The sequence below is a fragment of the Rhodanobacter sp. L36 genome, from assembly GCF_009765755.1.
Taxonomy (GTDB): Bacteria; Pseudomonadota; Gammaproteobacteria; order Xanthomonadales; family Rhodanobacteraceae; genus Rhodanobacter.
The window spans coordinates 872645-892312 of record NZ_LMUV01000002.1 but is presented as its reverse complement, the minus strand read 5'-3'; the positions used below and the strand labels follow the sequence as shown (position 1 = coordinate 892312).

At 59.1% G+C, this 19668-nt stretch carries 19 protein-coding genes; 10 read left to right on the top strand and 9 right to left on the bottom strand.

Annotation, left to right across the window (positions count from 1 at the left end):
* Positions 1-135 precede the first annotated feature (135 nt).
* The 9 genes from dnaA to GSQ73_RS03770 all read left to right on the top strand — a co-directional run bounded on the left by dnaA (position 136) and on the right by GSQ73_RS03770 (position 10537).
* Complete coding sequence (dnaA, locus tag GSQ73_RS03810; protein ID WP_158881134.1) at positions 136-1470, top strand: chromosomal replication initiator protein DnaA; 1335 nt, start codon at positions 136-138, stop codon at positions 1468-1470.
* A gap of 249 nt (positions 1471-1719) precedes the next feature.
* The gene (dnaN, locus tag GSQ73_RS03805; protein WP_158881132.1) at positions 1720-2820 is read left to right on the top strand and encodes a DNA polymerase III subunit beta; all 1101 of its coding nucleotides are present in this window, start codon (positions 1720-1722) and stop codon (positions 2818-2820) included.
* Positions 2821-2902: 82 nt separating this feature from the next.
* Positions 2903-3982: a DNA replication/repair protein RecF gene (gene recF, locus GSQ73_RS03800; protein ID WP_158881130.1), complete on the top strand. Its 1080-nt coding sequence runs from the start codon at positions 2903-2905 to the stop codon at positions 3980-3982.
* 93 nt (positions 3983-4075) lie between these two features.
* On the top strand, positions 4076-6496 hold the full coding sequence (gene gyrB / locus GSQ73_RS03795; RefSeq protein WP_158881128.1) for a DNA topoisomerase (ATP-hydrolyzing) subunit B: 2421 nt from the start codon (positions 4076-4078) through the stop codon (positions 6494-6496).
* Between the two features lie 140 nt (positions 6497-6636).
* The gene (locus GSQ73_RS03790) at positions 6637-7962 is read left to right on the top strand and encodes a tetratricopeptide repeat protein (protein WP_343160821.1); all 1326 of its coding nucleotides are present in this window, start codon (positions 6637-6639) and stop codon (positions 7960-7962) included.
* Positions 7963-8175: 213 nt separating this feature from the next.
* A complete protein-coding gene (locus GSQ73_RS03785; RefSeq protein ID WP_158881126.1) occupies positions 8176-8835 on the top strand; it encodes an energy transducer TonB in 660 nt (219 codons plus the stop codon).
* 112 nt (positions 8836-8947) lie between these two features.
* Positions 8948-9688, top strand: coding sequence for a MotA/TolQ/ExbB proton channel family protein (locus tag GSQ73_RS03780; protein WP_158881724.1), 741 nt, complete (start codon positions 8948-8950; stop codon positions 9686-9688).
* Between the two features lie 11 nt (positions 9689-9699).
* Complete coding sequence (locus tag GSQ73_RS03775; RefSeq protein WP_158881124.1) at positions 9700-10122, top strand: biopolymer transporter ExbD; 423 nt, start codon at positions 9700-9702, stop codon at positions 10120-10122.
* Positions 10123-10126: 4 nt separating this feature from the next.
* Positions 10127-10537 carry a biopolymer transporter ExbD gene (locus GSQ73_RS03770; RefSeq protein ID WP_158881122.1) on the top strand — a complete coding sequence of 137 codons (411 nt, stop codon included), beginning with the start codon at positions 10127-10129 and terminating at the stop codon, positions 10535-10537.
* 112 nt (positions 10538-10649) lie between these two features.
* Here the strand turns inward: GSQ73_RS03770 and GSQ73_RS03765 are convergent, their stop codons facing one another.
* From GSQ73_RS03765 to GSQ73_RS03745, 5 genes are all read right to left on the bottom strand, one after another.
* A complete protein-coding gene (locus GSQ73_RS03765) occupies positions 10650-11393 on the bottom strand; it encodes a pyridoxine 5'-phosphate synthase (RefSeq protein WP_158881120.1) in 744 nt (247 codons plus the stop codon).
* A gap of 81 nt (positions 11394-11474) precedes the next feature.
* Positions 11475-12251, bottom strand: a complete 777-nt coding sequence (locus GSQ73_RS03760; protein ID WP_254063256.1) for a 4'-phosphopantetheinyl transferase superfamily protein — start codon at positions 12249-12251, stop codon at positions 11475-11477.
* 19 nt (positions 12252-12270) lie between these two features.
* Complete coding sequence (gene acs, locus GSQ73_RS03755) at positions 12271-14211, bottom strand: acetate--CoA ligase (protein ID WP_158881116.1); 1941 nt, start codon at positions 14209-14211, stop codon at positions 12271-12273.
* 220 nt (positions 14212-14431) lie between these two features.
* Positions 14432-14677 (bottom strand): GlsB/YeaQ/YmgE family stress response membrane protein, encoded by a 246-nt coding sequence (locus tag GSQ73_RS03750; protein WP_254063255.1) that lies wholly within the window; start codon positions 14675-14677, stop codon positions 14432-14434.
* Positions 14678-14786: 109 nt separating this feature from the next.
* A complete protein-coding gene (locus GSQ73_RS03745) occupies positions 14787-15002 on the bottom strand; it encodes a hypothetical protein (protein WP_158881112.1) in 216 nt (71 codons plus the stop codon).
* A 127-nt stretch (positions 15003-15129) separates the two neighbouring features.
* Between GSQ73_RS03745 and GSQ73_RS03740 the strand changes: the two genes are divergently transcribed.
* A complete protein-coding gene (locus GSQ73_RS03740) occupies positions 15130-16239 on the top strand; it encodes a PA0069 family radical SAM protein (RefSeq protein WP_158881110.1) in 1110 nt (369 codons plus the stop codon).
* Between the two features lie 27 nt (positions 16240-16266).
* On the opposite strand, the gene GSQ73_RS03735 is transcribed toward GSQ73_RS03740, so the two are convergent.
* The 4 genes from GSQ73_RS03735 to GSQ73_RS03720 form a co-directional block, all read right to left on the bottom strand.
* On the bottom strand, positions 16267-16611 hold the full coding sequence (locus tag GSQ73_RS03735) for a hypothetical protein (protein ID WP_158881108.1): 345 nt from the start codon (positions 16609-16611) through the stop codon (positions 16267-16269).
* Positions 16608-16976, bottom strand: coding sequence for an ATP-binding cassette domain-containing protein (locus tag GSQ73_RS03730; protein ID WP_343160820.1), 369 nt, complete (start codon positions 16974-16976; stop codon positions 16608-16610). The genes GSQ73_RS03735 and GSQ73_RS03730 overlap by 4 nt, the downstream gene beginning before the upstream one ends.
* 131 nt (positions 16977-17107) lie before the next feature.
* Positions 17108-17494 carry a GntR family transcriptional regulator gene (locus GSQ73_RS03725; RefSeq protein ID WP_158881106.1) on the bottom strand — a complete coding sequence of 129 codons (387 nt, stop codon included), beginning with the start codon at positions 17492-17494 and terminating at the stop codon, positions 17108-17110.
* A gap of 104 nt (positions 17495-17598) precedes the next feature.
* Positions 17599-19647, bottom strand: coding sequence for a S9 family peptidase (locus GSQ73_RS03720; RefSeq protein ID WP_158881104.1), 2049 nt, complete (start codon positions 19645-19647; stop codon positions 17599-17601).
* Between the last annotated feature and the right edge of the window lie 21 nt (positions 19648-19668).

Sequence of the window (19668 nt, the reverse complement as noted above, 5' to 3'; positions counted from 1 at the left end):
GGTTTTATTCGTTGTTGTCAACGATGCGCAGCCTTTCGCGCTACTGCATGGACACCGGAAGCGCATGACCAACTGCTAGACTTCCGCGTTCACCCCGCGCGCATGCGCTTCAAACGTTGTGGCTGACAATTATCCATGAGTGATCTGTGGCGGCGCTGCCTTGAGCGCCTTGAAGGCGATCTGAGCGCCGAGGACTTACACACCTGGCTCATGCCCCTGCAAGCGCGCGACGGGAGCGATGGCCTGCAGTTGTTCGCCCCCAATTCCTACACTCTGGATACCGTGCGCGATCGTTACTTGGCGCTCATTGAAACCGTTGTGCAGCAGCTGGCTGGCAAGCCGTGGCCAATACGACTTGATGTCGGCTCCAATTCCGCCCGACCGCCAGCTCCGTCCAGACCGGTCATCGTGCGAAGCAATGCGGTCGTGCCGTCAAACGTGGCTGCGCATCCCCACAACCTGGATCCGCACTACACATTCGAGACCTTTGTCGAAGGCAAATCCAATCAACTGGGAAAGGCGGCGGCCATGCAGGTCGCGACCAACCCGGGACGGGCGTACAACCCGCTTCTGCTTTACGGCGGCACCGGACTCGGCAAGACGCATCTCATGCATGCCGCTGGCAACCTGATGCGCGAGCGCAATCCGGATTTCAAGGTGCTCTACCTGCGTTCCGAGCAATTTGTCGGGTCGATGATTGAGGCACTGCGCGCCAAGAGCATGGACGAATTCAAGCGGCGTTTCCGATCGGTGGATGCGCTGCTGATCGACGACATCCAGTTTTTCGCGGGTAAGGATACGACGCAGGAGGAGTTTTTCCATACCTTCAATGCGTTGTTCGAGTCAAAGCAGCAGATCATCTTGACCTGCGATCGCTATCCGAAGGAAGTCGACAAGCTCGAACCGCGGCTCAAGTCTCGTCTGGGCTGGGGCCTGAGCGTTGCCATCGAGCCTCCGGACTTCGAGACACGAGCGGCGATTCTGCTGGCCAAAGCTCATGAGAAGGGCGTGGCGGTCGATGAAAATGTCGCCATGCTGCTGGCCAAGCGTATTCGCTCGAACGTGCGTGATTTGGAAGGCGCCCTGAACACTCTGGCTGCGCGCGCCAATTTCTATGGCAAGCCAATTACCGCCGATTTCGCCGAAGAAACACTACGCGATCTGCTGGCAACGCATGCGCAGGCGATCAACATACCCAATATCCAGAAAATCACTGCTGAATATTTCAACGTGCGGCTGCAGGATTTGTTATCCAAGCGTCGGGTGCGTTCTCTCGCTCGGCCAAGGCAAATTGCCATGGCCTTGTCAAAGGAGCTGACGGAACACAGCCTGCCGGAAATCGGCGAAGCATTCGGTGGCAGAGACCACACCACGGTCATGCATGCATGCAAGACGATAAAAAAGTTCGTCGAAACCGATCCGAGGATGCGTCAAGATTGGGAACAACTGATTCGAACACTGACTGGCTAGCGTAGGGCCCTGCTCTGTTCAAGGATGGAACATCCGGGGTTCAAGCTGTGGATAATGTGTGGATAGAATGGCCTCAAAAGTTATGCACAAATGGTCCACAGCGCCTGTTGCCTTTTGAGCACAAGCCAATAAACAAGTAACTATTTGATTTTCAAAGCTTTAGATCAATTTAAAAGTTATCCACGACACCTACTACAACAACTATCTTCTTTTAAAAGACAGAACAGCAGGTAGAGGAAAGCGAAACTCATGCAATTCAGCATCCAAAGAGAAGCATTGCTCAAACCGCTGCAGCAGGTCATTGGCGTTGTTGAACGTCGTCAGACGCTTCCGGTGCTGGCTAACCTGTTGGTCAAAGTCGCCAACGGTTCACTATCGTTGACCGGTACGGATCTTGAAGTGGAGATGGTTGCCACAACGCTGGCCGACAAGCTGGTTGATGGCGAAATCACGATTCCTGCTAGAAAGCTCTTCGATATCGTCCGCGCTCTGCCGGATGGGGCAAAGATCGAACTCAAGCTAAACAATGATCGGGTCTCGCTCAGCGCGGGCCGTAGCCGTTTTACGTTGACGACGCTTCCAGCCAGCGAATTTCCCACAGTCGATGAAATCGAGCTGGTGGAAAAGGTCAGTCTTCCCGAAGAAGTACTGCGTGACCTGATGGAGCGAACGGCATTCGCCATGGCGAATCAGGACGTTCGCTATTACCTCAACGGCATGCTGCTCGATTTGCAGGAACATACTTTGCGCTGCGTCGCTACCGATGGCCATCGTCTTGCCATGAAGCAAACGGAATTGCAGAGTTCCGTGACGACGCGGCGACAGATCATCATTCCGCGGAAAGGTGTCAATGAGCTGGTGGGGCTGCTCGAAACAGGTGATGGCCAAGTCGAACTTGAATTCGGGCGCAATCATCTTCGCGTTCGGCGGGGCGACGTAATGTTCACGTCCAAGTTGATCGATGGTCGGTTTCCCGATTACGAGGCGGTTATTCCACTGGGTGCAGACAAGTCAGCGACCTTGGATCGCGAAGTTCTACGCGGTGCGTTACAGCGAGCTGCCATTCTTTCCAACGAAAAATACCGAGGTGTTCGACTTGAGTTTTCGCCGGGCAAATTGAGAATCGTCGCTCACAATCCGGAGCAGGAAGAAGCCGTTGAAGAGGTTGAAGCTGAAACGCATGTCTCGGATCTAGCTGTTGGTTTCAATGTGGGATATCTGCTTGATGCGTTGGCGGCGCTGCGCGGGGACAAGGCGCGACTCAGCCTGCGAGATGCGCAATCGAGCTGCTTGGTGCAAGAACACGATAACGAACAAGCGCGCCACGTGATCATGCCGTTGCGGCTCTGACGCTTGATCGTCGCGTGTATTGACAACAGACGCCGGGAATCTTCGCAGGATTTCCGGCGTCGCTGCGTTCGGGGTTCAATCAATGCGGATTGAGGAGTTGCGCATCCGTGGCCTTCGATGCTTGACGAACGTCGATATCAAGCTGGAGGACGGAATCAATCTCTTTGTCGGCGCGAACGGAGCTGGAAAAACCAGCGTGTTGGAGGCAGCCTTTCTGCTCTCTCATGCCCGTTCGTTTCGCTCCAGCGCCAAGGAGGCGCTGGTCCAGCGTGATTCCACGCACGTATCTGTCTTTGCCGAATTAATCCGGCTTGATGGCAGCAAAACACGCGTGGGGCTCGGGCGAGCAGGCTCACGGTGGGAAGCAAGGGCCGATGATGCGCAGATGACGTTGGGGCAGCTAGTGGGCCAGTGCGCAGTCGTTTGTTTTGAGCCAGGTTCCCATGCATTGATCGCGGGGCCGGCTGACGAGCGCCGCCGTTATCTGGATTGGGGGGTGTTCCACGTGGAACATGAGTTCCTTTTGCTCTGGAGACGCTATCAACGTGCGGTAAAACAGAGAAATAGCCTTCTTCGAACAAGCCAGTCGCCAGAGGACGATCTCTTTGCGCCATGGGAAATTGAGCTCGACATGTGCGCCACCGCGATCGATGCATACAGGAAAGCTTATCTAGCCCAACTGCTACCTTGGCTACAAACGATGGCTGGTGAACTGTTGCCAGAGTTGGGCCATGCAACGCTCAGCTATCGACGTGGGTGGCCACCCGAGACGAATTTGCTGGAAGAACTTCGTTCAACCCGGGGCAGGGATTTTGCGAGGGGTCACACCACCGTAGGTTGTCACCGTGCAGATTGGGCTCTAACTTACACTCATGCCCCAATCAAGGAACATCTCTCCCGCGGCCAAGAGAAACTGACGGCACTGGCCTGTGTGATGGCTCAAGCTCATGTGTTTTTTGAAAGCCATGGAGAGTGGCCTGTCGTATGCCTGGATGATCTGGCTTCCGAGCTGGACGAACAACATCAACAAGCAGTTGTGGCCTATCTTGAGAATGCTCATGCTCAAGTGCTCGTGACGGGCACTGAGCCGCCCAAAGCGTTACTCGCCGCACCAAAAGCGATGTTCCACGTGGAACAGGGCGAAATCACACGCCTGCTATAATCGTTCGGTTGCAATTGACCCTTTGCATGACTCCCGCCCAGCCATTACGGCGCCCTGTTGGGTGGGTTGACGGCGCCAGGATATGGCCGACGCATGAACGAATCCAATTACGATTCAAGCAATATCAAAGTACTTAAAGGCCTCGAGGCAGTACGCAAACGCCCAGGGATGTACATCGGCGACACCGACGATGGTACGGGCCTCCACCACATGGTTTTCGAGGTTGTCGACAACGCCATCGATGAAGCCTTGGCCGGCTATTGCGACAAGGTCCTTGTCACCATTCTCGAAGATGGTTCGGTAAGCGTCTTCGACAATGGACGCGGCATCCCGGTCGATATGCATCCCGAGGAGGGCCGTTCTACCGCGGAAGTCGTGATGACGGTTCTGCATGCCGGTGGCAAGTTCGACGCGAATTCGTACAAGGTTTCCGGCGGCCTGCATGGCGTTGGCGTGTCGGTTGTCAACGCATTGAGCGATCACTTGTGGCTGACTATCTATCGCGAGGGCCTGGAGCACATCCAGGAGTACGCTCTGGGGGAGCCACTTTACCCGTTGAAGATCGTGGGGCCGTCGATCAAGCGCGGAACTTTGGTGCAGTTTCTGCCTAGCCCAGCAACGTTTACAAGCAACATCGAGTTTCACTACGACATTCTGGCGAAGCGCCTGCGTGAACTGGCGTTTTTGAATTCAGGCGTCACCATCGATCTGAAAGATGAGCGCGGTGAAGGGCGCCAAGACACCTTTGCCTACGAAGGCGGCATTCGTTCGTTTGTGCAACATCTCGCGCAATTGAAAACGGCGCTGCATCCGAACGTCATCAGCCTGACTGCGGAGCAGGGCGGCATCGTGGTGGAAGTAGCAATGCAGTGGACTGATTCGTATCAGGAATCGATGTACTGCTTTACCAACAACATTCCACAGCGCGATGGCGGCACGCATCTGACGGGTTTTCGCGCCGCGCTGACGCGCTCATTGCAGGGATATATCGAGAAATCCGGGTTGGCGAAAAACGCCAAGGTGACCTTGTCCGGTGACGACATGCGCGAGGGCATGATCGCCGTCCTTTCGGTCAAGGTTCCGGATCCGAAATTCTCGTCGCAGACCAAGGACAAGCTGGTCTCCTCCGAGGTCAAGACTGTCGTTGAGCAAGTGGTCAACGAGAAGCTCGGCGAATTCCTGCTGGAACATCCCAACGAAGCCAAGGCAATCGCTTCCAAGGTCGTCGATGCCGCGCGAGCGCGGGAAGCGGCGCGCAAGGCCCGCGAAATGACTCGCCGCAAGGGTGCTTTGGATATCGCGGGTTTGCCGGGAAAGCTCGCCGACTGCCAGGAGAAAGACCCTGCACTCTGCGAGCTGTTCTTAGTCGAGGGAGATTCTGCAGGTGGCTCCGCCAAGCAGGGACGGAACCGCAAGACACAGGCTGTTCTGCCGCTCAAGGGCAAGATTCTGAACGTCGAAAAAGCGCGTTTCGACCGGATGCTGGCTTCGGCAGAAGTGGGAACGTTGATCACGGCGTTAGGAACGGGAATCGGCAAGGACGAGTACAACCCCGACAAACTGCGCTACCACCGCATCATCCTCATGACCGATGCGGACGTCGATGGATCGCACATCCGCACGCTGCTGTTGACGTTCTTCTATCGGCAGATGCCTGAGCTTATCGAGCGCGGCCATATTTATATCGGTCTTCCGCCGCTTTACAAGGTAAAGCAGGGCAAACAGGAGTTGTACATCAAGGACGACACCGCCTTGAATGACTATCTGATTTCCAGCGCCGTCGACAACGCAGCATTGATTTACAGCCCGGATGCGCCGCCCATCAGTGGCGAGGCACTGGAGAAATTGCTGCGCGGCTATCAACAGGCACTGGACCAGATTGCCAAACTTTCGCATCGCTTCGACGCAGCGATGCTCACGGCCCTGCTGGAACACACGCCGATCGACGTTGCGATGTGGGACGACTCCTCAGCGATGCAAACATGGCTGCAGCAGGCACAACTGCGACTCGCGGCAAGTGGTCTGGGCAAGCCCTCCTACAAGCTGTCGTTGCGTGCAGCGCAAAGTGAGCAACCCGCTGCCATCGAAGTCATTCGTGAGCAACATGGGCTTAGCCACACATGGTTTCTGCCTCAGCCATTCTTCACCAGCAACGAGTTCCGGCCGGTTCTCGCCGTCAGCCAGCAGGTTGCAGGCATGATTCAACCGGATGCCGTGGTTCGCAGGGGCAATGCATCGCGAGGCGTTCTCAGCTTTGTGGAAGCCCGCAACTGGTTGCTTGATGAAGCCAAGAAGGGGCGCAGCATTCAGCGCTTCAAAGGCTTGGGTGAAATGAATCCCGAGCAGCTGTGGGAAACCACCGTCAATCCGGAAACACGTCGCATGCTTCAGGTTGGCGTAGAAGATGCGATTGCAGCTGACCAGATGTTTTCCATGCTGATGGGCGAGGCGGTGGAGCCCAGGCGCGATTTCATCGAGGCGAATGCGCTCAAAGTGGCCAATCTGGACATTTGACGTCTAGTCCGGCGGAAAACAGGACGGGACTATGCCCCGTGATGACCCTGTGAACACAGGGTCATCCAAGTAATTGATTTTTAACAATCTTTGATGCGGCACTGCGACTTGTCCTTCCCGGTTGCGTCGGGTTACCCTCCATGATTCCCGCGTATTCCATGCGCAGAACCAAGAGGACGAACATGAAGCACGCCCGAGGATTATCGATGTTGGCGAGCGCCGTATTGCTGCTTGGTGCGGCGAGCGGCCAAGCGTTGGCAAAAGACGCTGCGAAGGACAAACCCGCCGCGTTGTATCCCAACAGCACCCGGGCAGAACCTAAGCTTGATCTGAAGAGCGAGGCCGATCAGAAAAGCCTCAATGCCGGACTCGATGCGGTCAACAGCGGTGACAACGCGAAGGCGCAACAGATTCTTCAACCCCTTGCAGATAGCAGCAAGAGCAAATACGCGCAAGCGCTGGCGTTGCAAGGGCTGGCCAATATCAAATACAAGCAAAACGATGCCAAGGGCGCCATTGCGCTGCTCCAGCAGTCCCTGACCAATGGCATCCTGCCGAACGACACCTATTTCCAGCTCGAATATGAGTTGGCGCAGATTCAACTTGCCGACGAGCAGTACCAGCCAGCTTTGGAAACGCTCACCAAGTGGCGCGCCGAGGGCAAGAAGGAAACCGCCGAGTCGTATGCTCTTGAAGGAAACGCCGACTATCGCCTCCAGAAATATCCCGAGGCCATTGTCGCGATCAAGAAAGCGCAGTCCATGACGGACAAACCCGATGCAAGCTGGAATCAGATACTGATGGCCAGCTATTCCGAATCGGGACAGGGCGATCAGGCTGCAAAACTTGCATCCGACGAACTAGCAAAAAATCCAGGCGACACAGGCGCGCTGCATAACGCCAGCGCCTTGCTGCTTCAGCAACAAAAATATCCGGAAGCGATCAAGTTGCTTGAACAAGGCCGCAGCGCCGGTTCGCTCAAAGACGAAGGCGACTGGATCAATCTCATCAAAGCCTATCTGCTGGTTGCTCAGGAAGGCACCGATACAGTCGCCAACAGTAGCAAAGCACTACAGGTTTTCGACGACGGTGTGTCGAAAGGCATCATCAAGTCCAGCGCCGAAAACTACAAACTGGCGGGTGACGCAGCCGTCATCGGCGAGAGCGACAGTCGCGCGATGAGTTACTACCAGAAGGGAACGACGGTAGCCACAGATGGCGATATTTATGTCGCACTGGGCAGCGTGCAGCTGCAGGGCCAGAAATACAGTGAAGCGAAAAAATCGCTGCAAACCGGCATCGACAAAGGCGTCAAGCACAAGGGCAACGCGTACATGTTGTTGGCCGAAGCCGAGCGTGGTTTGAAGAACAAACCTGCAGCCATCGCGGCAATGAAACTGGCGGCGCAACAACCGGAAACAGCGGACAAAGCCAATGCCTGGCTCAAAAAGGCGGGCAATAAGTAATCGCGTAATTGTTCCCATGGCAACTTGTTTCGGGAGGCAGATGGACGTCCATTTATCTGCCTCTCAGGTGCTATACAAATGCCATGTGCTGTTGTACCGTTGAAAACCTTTCCCTGCGTCTCCCCAGCGGTGAGTGCCGTCAAAACATTCGACGGTTTCGGTCTCGCCCTGCGGCAACGTTCTCTCCGACTGATCAGCTTCAGATAGTGAAAGATGGCCTCTAGTAACGAAGAAATCGGGCGCGAGCCGTTTAGCTGGAAACGCACCTGGGCACTGACTGTTGCCATCGGGCTGCATGCGTTTGCGTTCCTTTTGCTCGTGGCGCCGATGGCGCCGCCGCATCAGGATCACAAGGAAAAAGAGCGCATCGTCCAGGTGAACTTCATCGAGCCGCCGCCGCCGCCGCCGCCGCCGCCGCCACCGCCACCGGAGCCGCCAAAGCAGCCGCCGCCGAAAATTATCCAGCTTGCCAAGCCACCACCGACACCGCCGCCGCCGACACCGCCGCCGCCAGTCGAAGAGGTTTCGCAGAATGCGACCCCGGCAGCTCCGCCGGCGCCACCGGCACCGCCGGCACCGCCGCCGGATATCGCGGCCGGTTCGGATTTGAGTTATGGCAGCAGGCCCATGCCGCACTACCCGCCGCAAGCTATTCGGCAGCGTCACGAAGGTGTGGTTACCCTGTTGATCTTGGTCGGTCTGGATGGTTCACCGAAATCCGTGACGGTGGAGAAATCCAGTGGATTCCGCGAACTCGATCGTGCAGCTGTGGAAGCAGCACAACGGTGGCGGTTCAATCCAGAAGTAAAAGGTGGCAAGAAAGTTGAGGGTTACGCCCGCGTTCCAGTCAACTTCAATCTCAACCAGTCGTAATTCTCCAGCCGTAATCCAGTTTCAGTCGATTACAGTTACAGTTCACGCTTGACTTCCCTAGGGTAGCGCTATGTTCCTACAGACTCCTGCAACAACCGACGCCGCACAATCCATGGGCGGCAATGCCAACGCTGAAGCCATGAAGCAAATGGGTTTTGGCAACCTCGTCCAGAATCTCGACTGGCTGGGCTGGGTCGTTCTAGTGACCTTGGTCGTGATGTCGTTCCTTTCCTGGTACTTCATCATTGCCAACGCCATTCGTAACGCGATGGTCCGCGGTCGCGCTGACAAAGTCATCGACGGTTTCTGGGGCAACGGCTCCACCCAGGATGCCATCCGCGAACTTGAGGCGCAGCCCAAGGGCGAACCGTTCTCGAAGATTGCGTTGGATGCTGCCTCGGCGGTGGCCCATCATCAGCAAACTGCTGCTGCCGGTACCACGGGTCGTCTGGCCGAGTCGCTCAGCCGTTCGGAGTTCATCGATCGCGCGCTGCGTCAGGCTGTTTCCCGCGAGAGCCTTCGACTGGAAGGCGGCATGACCCTGCTCGCCACGGTGGGTTCCGCTGCGCCGTTCGTCGGCCTGCTCGGTACGGTGTGGGGCATCTATAACGCTCTTATCCGCATCTCGGCTTCCGGCAACGCATCGATGACCGCTGTGGCCGGCCCCGTCGGTGAAGCGCTGATCATGACCGCGTTCGGTCTGTTCACCGCGATCCCGGCGCTGTTCGCCTACAACTTCTACACCCGCTCGAATCGCCTGACTTACGCCCGCTTCGACGAGTTCGCGCACGACCTGCACGACTTCTTCGCTACCGGTTCGCGTGTCGAAGGCGCTGCTCCGACCAGCAAGTGAGGGATTGACCCATGTCCATGAGTACTGGGGGCAGTTCCGGCGGACCGATGTCGGAAATCAATGTCACGCCGCTCGTCGACGTGATGTTGGTTCTGCTGATCATCTTCATGATCACCGCTCCGCTGATGTCCCATTCCGTCACGATCACGCTGCCCAACGCCAATCCGAAAACCAAGGAAGACCAACTGGTGACTCCACCGATGGATCTCGCGGTCAAGGAAGACGGCAGCATGTTCCTCAACGACCATCCAGCAACAGATGCAGAGTTGCGCTCGCAGTTTCTGGTCAATGCTCAGAAGGTGCCGCAACCCGAGTTGCAGATTCGTGCGGACAAGGGACTTGAGTTCAAGGTCGTGAAGAAGATCATCGCGGATGCCAAGGAGTCCGGCATGGTGCATGTTGGCTTCATGACTACCGCCGAGCGGAAGGAGTGACCTGATGGCTTTTGCTGCCAAAACCACCGGGCCAATGTCCGAAATCAACGTCACGCCGCTGGTGGACGTGATGTTGGTGTTGCTGATCATCTTCATGATTACCGCGCCGATCCCTGCGCTCAAGATCAAGGTCGACCTGCCGCAGCCTAATCCGAATCCACAGCCACCCACCAATCCTGTGGATCCGATTCGCCTGAAGATCGATCAGGCTGGAGCGTTCTATTGGAATGACACGCCCGTCGACGAACTGGGCCTCAAAGCTCAGTTGGCCGTGATCGGACAACAGCCGTTGGGCAATCAGCCAGAAATCCAGATTTCAGCGGACGACGCGGTTGCCTATCAGTATGTTGCACGGGTGCTGGCCGATGCGAAGAGCTACAACCTGGTCAAGATAGGTTTCAACGAAGCGCAGTAATCGATTGACGCGCTGGTGAGTTATGAAAAAAGCCCCGCAGTGCGGGGCTTTTTTTCAGGCTAGTTGGCGAGGCAAAACCCTGATGCACCAATCGATCAGGTTCTCAAGAACGTCATCGCAATATCTGCAAATAGTTGCGCACCGTCATCGACAGACCATCGTAGAGCGCTTCGCCAATCAGCGCATGTCCGATGGAGACTTCTGCGAGACCAGGAATGGCAGCCTTGAACGTTCCGAGATTGGCTTGACTCAAGTCGTGCCCGGCGTTGACCGCAAGGCCCGCGTGTTGCGCCCTTCGTGCGGTTTCCAGGCAAGCAGCGAGGGCAGGTTCCGCGCGGCCATCGGCAAAGGCCTCCGCATAAGGCCCGGTGTAAATTTCGATGCGTTGCACACCAATGGCGGCGACAGAATCGAAAGCGGTTGCTCCAGCATCCACGAACAGGCTGACCCGACAACCTAGTGCGAGCAGCTCATCAACGAGCGGTCGCAATTTCACGATGTCGTGCTCCAAGTCGAAGCCGTGATCCGAAGTGATCTGACCATCGCCGTCCGGTACCAGCGTCATCTGCGTCGGGCGCACTTCCCTGGCGAGAGCGATCAGTCCGGGATAGTCGCCTCGAGGACCGGCGAACGGATTGCCTTCGATATTGAATTCCACGCGCCCACGCAGCATGCCGGCAATGGTTCGAACGTCGTCAGGACGGACATGCCGCAAATCGGGACGCGGGTGCACCGTGATTCCGCCGCATCCGGCTTCGATGCAGGTTTCGACAGCGGTGCGGATATCCGGGTCTTTGCCGCCGCGCGAGTTGCGCAGGACGGCGATCTTGTTGACGTTGACGCTGAGCAAGGTCATGGCGGTACAGAAGTCTCGTGCGATGGATTGGTTAGCAAATGCGCGCGTCGTCGCTGGATCAGGCCGCAAACGTTGCGCTGATCAACCGGCGTTGGCAAGCGAGAAAATCCGGCAGCGTCGCATTGCGCCGCGCCAGGCGAGCGTCGTGACGCTCCCGATTTCCACCGGAATTCGCTGCAAGTTCCAGTCTGCGACATCTTCGCCTTCGAGGCGACGCAGCCTCGGCTGTCCGTCATCGACGGATATGTCCAGGCGATGAAGCCCGAACGCGATGCCGCGTCCCAATGCTTTCAGCACGGCCTCTTTGGCCGTCCAGATGTCCAGGAACGCTGCGCTTCGTTGCTCCGGCGGAACCGATTTCAGCGCAGCAAATTCAGTGTGGCTGAAATAACGCTCCGCAATTTCCAACGCACGAGGCCGCGCACGAACGTGCTCGATATCGATACCGAGCGAAACCCCATGACCCATGGCGGCCACTGCGCGGTCACCGCTGTGCGACCAGTTGAAATCGACGGAGGAACCATGGCCGGCCGCCAGCGCAGGTCGACCGTGCTCTCCTTCGATCAATGTGACGTCGCCAACTTCAACACCCATGTACGCAGCCAGCAGTGCAAGCAGCGGCGCCCGTCGCGTCGCCGGGTCGTAGACGAGCTTCCATATATGAATTTCGTCTTTGCCCAGTCCGCCTGCGATCGCCGCGGGATCTGCGACAGTCGTTGTAATGGCTGGCCATTCCTCATGGCTCATGTGTACGCGCTCACCACTCGCGCAAGCACGACTCGCCGCGCCCATCGATACATCGCATTCGAACTCGCAACCCAAATAAAAACAGGTGTATCGATCAACCGCGGCCGCCACGGTTTGGACGTCGATATCGTCACTTGATCAGCCGCTCATCCACCAGACTTTTGACAACGCTCGGGTCCGCCAGCGTGCTGATATCGCCCAGCTGATCGGGCTGGTTTTCGCCGATCTTGCGCAAGATGCGCCGCATGATTTTTCCTGAGCGTGTCTTTGGAAGGCCGGGTGCCCACTGCAGATAATCGGGCGTGGCGATCGGCCCGATTTCCTTGCGCACCCAGGCGACCAGTTCCTTGCGCAGCTGCTCGCTGCCGGTTTCGCCGGCCACCAGCGTGACATACGCGTAGATGCCCTGGCCCTTGATCTCGTGCGGACATCCGACCACCGCCGCCTCGGCGACTTTCGGATGCGACACGAGTGCGCTTTCGACTTCGGCGGTGCCGAGACGATGGCCGCTGACGTTGATCACGTCGTCGACGCGACCGGTGATCCAGTAGTAACCATCCTCGTCGCGACGCGCGCCGTCGCCGGTGAAATAGTTGCCGGGATAGGCGCTGAAATACGTGTCGATGAAACGTTGATGATCGCCGTATACCGTGCGCATCTGGCCAGGCCAGGAATCAGTGATGAGCAAATTTCCTTCGGCGGCACCTTCGAGCACTTCGCCTTGTGCATCGACGATCGCGGGCGTGATCCCGAAGAACGGCAGCGTCGCCGAACCGGGCTTGGCGTCGATCGCGCCAGCCAGCGGCGTGATCAGGATGCCGCCGGTTTCGGTCTGCCACCAGGTATCAACGATCGGGCAGCGCTCGTCGCCGACCACGCGGTAATACCATTCCCATGCTTCGGGATTGATCGGTTCGCCCACCGAGCCGAGCAAGCGCAGCGATGCGCGTGACGTCTTTTTTACCGGATCCTCGCCTTCGCGCATCAGTGCACGAATGGCCGTAGGCGCGGTGTAGAACAGGCTCACCTGGTGCTTGTCCACGACCTGCCAGAAGCGGCTGCTGTCCGGGTAATTCGGTACGCCCTCGAACATCACGGTTGTCGCGCCGTTGGCGAGCGGGCCGTACACCACGTAGCTGTGTCCGGTGACCCAGCCGACATCAGCGGTGCACCAATAGATATCGTCCTCGTGCACGTCAAAAATCAGCTCGTGGGTGTAACTCGCGTAGACGAGATAGCCGCCTGACGTGTGCAGCACGCCCTTGGGTTTGCCGGTGGAGCCGGAGGTGTAGAGCACGAACAACGGGTGCTCCGCTTCGACCGACGTGGGCGCGCAATCGGGCGACTGGCCTTCCATTAGAACGTGATACCAGCGGTCGCGGGGCGACTGCATCGGTATTGCGCTGCCCGTGCGGCGAACAACGATCACCGTTTCCACGCTGTTGGTGCCAGGCCGATCAAGCGCGGCATCGACGTTTGTCTTGAGCGGAATGCGCTTGCCCGCACGCACACCTTCGTCTGCGGTTACCACGACCTTGGCGGTGGAATCAGCGATGCGCCCGGCCAGCGAATCCGGCGAAAAACCACCGAACACCACCGAGTGAATCGCGCCGAGTCGCGCGCACGCGAGCATCGCCACGGCGGCCTCGGGAATCATCGGCATGTAGATCGCCACGCGATCGCCTTTCACCACGCCGAGGTGCTTCAGCGTGTTGGCGAACTTGCATACTTCGCCGTGCAGTTCGCGATAGCTGATATGGCGCGACTCGTTCGGATCGTCGCCTTCGAAAATGATCGCCGTCTTGTCGCCGCGTTCAGCGAGGTGGCGATCGAGGCAGTTGGCCGACACGTTGAGTTCGCCGTCGTGGTACCAGCGAATGTGCAGATCCTTCACGTCGAACGAAACGTCCTTGATCTGTGTCGGCTTGCGCGTCCATGTCACGCGTTCGCCGATGCGGCTCCAGAATTTTTCCGGATCGCTGATCGACTCGGCGTACCCGCGCGCGTAGTCGTCCTTCTGCACGAGCGCTGTCTTGGCGAAGGCGGGGTTGACCGGATAGAGCTTGGACATGGCGTACTCCTGCAGGCTCGAAGGGAGATCCAGTCGCGGCAGGCATCGATGCCCGGCGATCGGGAAACTTCGAGTTTAGCGTGATCGCAATGCCTCGTCTTAGCGCATCGGCGCGCGCGTCGGTAGATGATTTTCCGCGCGTCACGCTTCAAACGCGTCGCTCGTCGAGCACAAAAAAACGCAGCGGCATCACGCCGCTGCGTTCGTGTGTCGCGACAACTCAGGCGCGTTTTATCAGGCCGATAATCACCAGCAGGACGATCGCGCCGATCATGGCGTAGACGATTTCGGTAACGATGGGGCTGCCCAGACTGAAGCTAACGCCGAGCATCGGCAGCAACCATCCGGCGAGGAACGCGCCGATGATGCCGACCACGATGTTGCCGAGCAGGCCAAAGCCAAAGCCTCGCACGATCAGTCCGGCAAGCCAGCCGGCAATCGCACCAATAAGCAGAAAAATGATCAAGCCGGTAGCAGTCATCACGAACTCCTCTGAGGGCGAGGCGATAACCAGCAGCGCGTGCCCCGAACCGCGCCCTTCGTAGAGTCGGCATTCTGATGTAAAACGGTTGTGATCAAGGTTCTTTGCCTTCGCGCAGGCGCATCAATTCATAATCCGAAAGATTTTTCTCACGCGAGCCGGCCTCGATCCGCGCCTGTGCGAAAGCGACCCCGGTGACGATCGCTCCGGTCATGCCGACAAACAGCCACCCTGCCATCGCGCCACCGGTGTGCCGGGTAAACGCCAGCAGCAAGGCAAACAGGGTCAGGATCAGCAGAAGCCAACGCATGATGGACCTCGATTCGCGGCGCTGCCGCCACCCCCGTGGCGCCAGTCGAAAGCATCATAGCGCCGTGCCAACGGGCCGGCACAAGCATGTCGCTGCGGCTGAGACGTCGCCCCGTCAAACTTCGCCGATGGATGACGATCTTCCGCCCACTGCGACTGTTGAACCGGCGCGACCCATCAGGGGACGCGGCGCCGCGTCCAATCCCGAAGGTCGTTTCGAAAGCATTCGTCATCATGCCGAAGACGATGGCTGGTCGTCGCAACTGCTCGATCAAGAAAGGCCGCGCCCCCGTACCGAAGTTACCGAGGAACGCGCGCGCAGCGTGATCAGCCGCAACGACTCGCCGGACATCGCCTTCAGCGCGGCGATCAATCCGTACCGCGGATGCGAGCACGGTTGCATCTACTGCTATGCGCGCCCGTCGCACGGTTATCTCAATCTCTCGCCGGGACTGGATTTCGAAACCCGCCTGCGCGCGAAATCCAATCTCGCCGAGGTGCTGCGTGCGGAACTCGCCAAGCCGAATTACGTGGTCAGTGCGATCAACATCGGCAGCAACACCGATCCGTACCAGCCGGTGGAAAAGCAGTGGCGTCTGACGCGCGCCGCGCTCGAGCTGCTCGCCGAATGCGATCACCCGTGCACCATCGTCACCAAGAACGCTCTGGTTGAACGCGACCTCGATCTGCTGGTGCCGATGGCGCGCAAGAAACTCGTGCAGGTGTTCATCTCGATCAACTCGCTCGACAACCACCTCGCCGCGAAACTCGAACCACGCGCGAGCGCGCCGCATCGACGCATCAAGGCGCTTCGCACGCTGGCTGATGCCGGCGTGCCGGTTGGCGTGCTGGTGGCGCCGATCATTCCCGCCTTGAACGATCGCGACATGGAAGCCGTGCTCGAGCAGGCCGCCGATGCCGGCGCGCGCTGCGCCGGATACACCACCTTGCGACTGCCTCACGAGCTGAAGCAACTGTTCCGCGAATGGCTGGCATTGCACGCGCCGCAGCGCGCCGCGCACGTCATGAGTCTGGTGCAACAGATGAACGGCGGTCTCGACTACGACAGCAACTTTGCCACACGCATGCGCGGGCAGGGCGTGTTCGCCGATCTGCTGCGTCGCCGCTTCGATGTCGCCAGCCGCAGGCACGGCTTCGGCTGGGCGCGTGATCTGCGACTCGACACATCATGCTTCGTGCCGCCGCGCAAGCCCTCGCCGCAAGGCGAGTTGTTCTGAAGCAGGTAATACAGGCAGACGCCGCGGTTATGGAGCGTTCGCGCCGCCTGCGCGTTCGCTGGCCAGGGCGGCTGCCGCTGTGCGGATGGCATGTGCAGCGGCCAGCCGTGGCCATACGAAAAGGGCGCAACAGTAGATCAGCCAACCCGGCAATTCGAGCAATAGAAGCCGCCAGCCATGGGTAGAAGTGACCATCGATTTTGCGCCGATGATCATCCAGTAAAACCCGAGCATGGCAACGCAGAAAAGCAGCGCGTTCCGCCAGTGCCAACCGAGGGACATCTGTTTGGTCTGCTCAGTGATGACGCCTGTCGCCTGTACCCGCGTCAACCCGAATTCGCGCTGCAGCGCACTGGTCGAAATCCATTTCATGCGTTGTCCCAGCGTGGATAGAAACGCCCGACGTAATCGAGCATTTGTTGCGCAGTGAGCCACGCCAGCGCCTCGGGTTGCTGAGGCACATAGGCGATGCGCGCCTTGGCGTTGTCGTCAAGTTTGAGCGCAGGCTCGCCGAATACGCGCGCCTCGCCACTCAACGGTTTCAAAAGTCCGAGCATGGCGCGGATCAACGTGGACTTGCCGGCGCCGTTGCGGCCGATCAAGCCGAGCACACTACCCGGCTCCAGCGTCAGGTCGACGCCGGTGAGCACGTTACTGCCTTCGTAGCAGTGGACCAGACCTCGCACCGCGAGCGGCGCGACATCGGCATCGACGATTCTTTCAAGCACGGCGTTCATGGAGTTTCTCCTTCAGGGAAGACCGTTTTCGGTCATTCCGAATGTCTGGCGACGCAAAGCGATCGCCTGCACCGCGCGATGGATGGTCGATCGGCATGCACGGCACTGAGGCGCGAAGTTCGATCAACATCTCAACGCTCCCCGAGCAATTTGCCGAGACGTCGCAGTACCGACGTGGCGGGCAGTTCGAGTTCGCGCGTCTGTCGCGCCAGTGCCTGCATCGAGGATTCGAGCAGCGCCATGCGTTGGCTTTCGCTTTGCACGGTCTTGCGTGTCGCACCGACCACCATGCCCTTGCCGCGCTGGCGTTCGAGCAGGCCTTCGGCTTCGGCAATGCCGTACGCGCGCGACACCGTCATCGGGTTGATCGCGTGGAACCCCGCGACTTCGCGCACGGAGGGCAGCGGTTCGCCGGTGGCGATCTGGCCGCTGGCGATCATGCGCCGCAGCTGCTCGACGATCCGCCGGTAGATCGGCTCGGCGGAAGCCGGGTGAATGGTCAACGAGGATGCGTCCATGTGTATCAGTACATCAATACACTTGGACGATGTCAAGCATGACCTGTGGCAGGCATGAAAAAACCGCCGACGCGAACGCCGGCGGTTTGCGAAAACTCAGGCGATCAGTTCGACGCGGGCAGGTAGCGGCCGAACCAGGCCAATGCGCGCGTCAACACATCGCGCTCGTGCCCCGGATCGGCAAAGTGATGTCCTTCGTTCGGGTACACCACCAGCGACGTGGTCGCGCCCTGCGCACGCAGCGCGTGCCACATCTCGAACGATTGCGGCGCAGGACATTCGGCGTCGCGGTCGCCGACCACGATCAGCATGGGTGCCTTCACCTTCTTGATGAAGTTGATCGCCGAACTCTTCGCATACACCGCCGGGTCGTCGTACACGGTGGCGCCGAAGAACGGCGGCATCCACTGGTCGATCAGGTTCTCACCGTAGTAACTCTGCCAGTTGGAAATGCCCGCACCCGCCACCACCGCGCGAAAGCGCTGCGTCTGCGTCGGCGCGAACATGCTCATGAAACCGCCGTAACTCCAACCGGTGAGGCCGAGCCGCTTGTCGTCCACCGGCACTTTCTTCTCCACCGCGTCGATGCCGGCGAGCACATCGCGCAGGTCGCCGTAACCGAAATCCTTGCGATTGGCCTGCACGAATTTCTCGCCCTGGCCGAAGCTGCCGCGCGGGTTGGGCATGAACACGAAATAGCCCATCGCCGAGAGCGGCGCGCTGCCGTAACCCGCGCTCGGCCAGCTGGGAATCACCGCGCTCGACGGACCGCCATGCACGGCCACGATCATCGGATACGATTTTTTTGCGTCGTAGTCCGCCGGATACAACAACCAGCCCTGCACGTGGAAACCTTCGTTGTTCCACTCCACCGATTCGGCCTTGCCCCAGGCCGGTTTCAGTGCGGTGTTGAAATGGGTGACGGCTGGCGGCGGCAGATTGCCAAGCACGCCGGCATGGACTTCCGGCGCGTCGGCATACGACTTCTGCACAAAAGCGACGCGCTGGTGATCGGCGGAGAGCGACAAGGCCATTTCGGCGGTGCCGTCATCCATCTCCGCAGGCACGGTGAACAGCGCGCGTTCCGGCGTTGCCTTCGCGTCATCAACGCGATAGAACGCGGCCTGACTCTGTCCGTTCGCGACCTGCATCACCAGCATCTGCTGCGCGCCGGTCCACTGGAACCACGCCGGCGTGACATGCGTGCCGGGCGTGAGATGGGTTGGCGCGCCACCTTGCGTCGACACCGCATACAAGTCACCGCCGGTGGCGCCCTGATCGCTCATCAGTCCACCGATAAAGGCGATCCGCGATGCATCCGGCGACCAGCGTGGCAGTGCGATCTGCAGGCCGCGCATCGAACCGCTGCCAGCCTTTGTCGGATCGACCAGCACCGCGGATGCCGCATCCGACATTGCCGGCTGCACGTAGAGTTTGGCGATCCACCAGTTGTTGTCGCCTGGTGGTTGCGCCGCGGTGTACGTGATGCGCGAACCGTCCGGTGACCAGGCGAATTCATAGGCGTAGAGGTTCGCTGGCGTGAGCACGTGCAGCGTGCCGCCGGCCACGTCGATGCTCGCCACCCGCTGGATCTCAAGGCCGGCCACGCCCACTTCGCCGGCTGCGGGTTTGGCCGCGGCCGTCGCGCTGGCACGACGGGTAGCGCCGGGTACATAGAGAAAGCCGATCGACTGGCCGTCGTTCGTCCATTGCAGCGAGCGCACGTAACCTTTCAGTTGCGCCAGTCGCGTCGGTGCGTCATGTCCGCTCGCATCGGCCAGCACGATGTCGTTCTGCATCGCCTTGGTGCTGGTGACGTCGGTGTCGCAGCTCGCGACCATCGCGATGTGTTTCGAATCGGGCGACCACGTCGCGCCGAACTGGCGACAACTCGTCCCGCTTTCCGCGTTGCCCAGTGTGTGCACATGGCTGCCATCGATGTCGGCAACCTCGATGACAACCTTGTCGTCACGTCGCGTTTCCCAAGCGAGGTGCTGGCCGTCGGGAGAGATCGCGACACTTTCGACCGGTTGCGTTTTGCTCAGCTGCGTCAGGAGTTGTTCGATGCGCGGATCGCCAGTGGGCGATGCGGCGAACGCGCAAGGCGCGACGGCCAACAGCAGCAGAAAAGGCATGCGCGAGCGCTTCGACATGAGGAACTCCAAGGCAGGGAA

Coding starts and splice junctions, on each gene's coding strand:
- dnaA (WP_158881134.1), top strand. CDS start 136: ATGAGTGATCTGTGGCGGCGCTGCCTTGAGCGCCTTGAAGGCGATCTG.
- dnaN (WP_158881132.1), top strand. CDS start 1,720: ATGCAATTCAGCATCCAAAGAGAAGCATTGCTCAAACCGCTGCAGCAG.
- recF (WP_158881130.1), top strand. CDS start 2,903: ATGCGGATTGAGGAGTTGCGCATCCGTGGCCTTCGATGCTTGACGAAC.
- gyrB (WP_158881128.1), top strand. CDS start 4,076: ATGAACGAATCCAATTACGATTCAAGCAATATCAAAGTACTTAAAGGC.
- GSQ73_RS03790 (WP_343160821.1), top strand. CDS start 6,637: ATGATTCCCGCGTATTCCATGCGCAGAACCAAGAGGACGAACATGAAG.
- GSQ73_RS03785 (WP_158881126.1), top strand. CDS start 8,176: ATGGCCTCTAGTAACGAAGAAATCGGGCGCGAGCCGTTTAGCTGGAAA.
- GSQ73_RS03780 (WP_158881724.1), top strand. CDS start 8,948: ATGGGCGGCAATGCCAACGCTGAAGCCATGAAGCAAATGGGTTTTGGC.
- GSQ73_RS03775 (WP_158881124.1), top strand. CDS start 9,700: ATGTCCATGAGTACTGGGGGCAGTTCCGGCGGACCGATGTCGGAAATC.
- GSQ73_RS03770 (WP_158881122.1), top strand. CDS start 10,127: ATGGCTTTTGCTGCCAAAACCACCGGGCCAATGTCCGAAATCAACGTC.
- GSQ73_RS03765 (WP_158881120.1), bottom strand. CDS start 11,393: ATGACCTTGCTCAGCGTCAACGTCAACAAGATCGCCGTCCTGCGCAAC.
- acs (WP_158881116.1), bottom strand. CDS start 14,211: ATGTCCAAGCTCTATCCGGTCAACCCCGCCTTCGCCAAGACAGCGCTC.
- GSQ73_RS03745 (WP_158881112.1), bottom strand. CDS start 15,002: ATGCGTTGGCTTCTGCTGATCCTGACCCTGTTTGCCTTGCTGCTGGCG.
- GSQ73_RS03740 (WP_158881110.1), top strand. CDS start 15,130: ATGGATGACGATCTTCCGCCCACTGCGACTGTTGAACCGGCGCGACCC.
- GSQ73_RS03735 (WP_158881108.1), bottom strand. CDS start 16,611: ATGAAATGGATTTCGACCAGTGCGCTGCAGCGCGAATTCGGGTTGACG.
- GSQ73_RS03730 (WP_343160820.1), bottom strand. CDS start 16,976: ATGAACGCCGTGCTTGAAAGAATCGTCGATGCCGATGTCGCGCCGCTC.
- GSQ73_RS03725 (WP_158881106.1), bottom strand. CDS start 17,494: ATGGACGCATCCTCGTTGACCATTCACCCGGCTTCCGCCGAGCCGATC.
- GSQ73_RS03720 (WP_158881104.1), bottom strand. CDS start 19,647: ATGTCGAAGCGCTCGCGCATGCCTTTTCTGCTGCTGTTGGCCGTCGCG.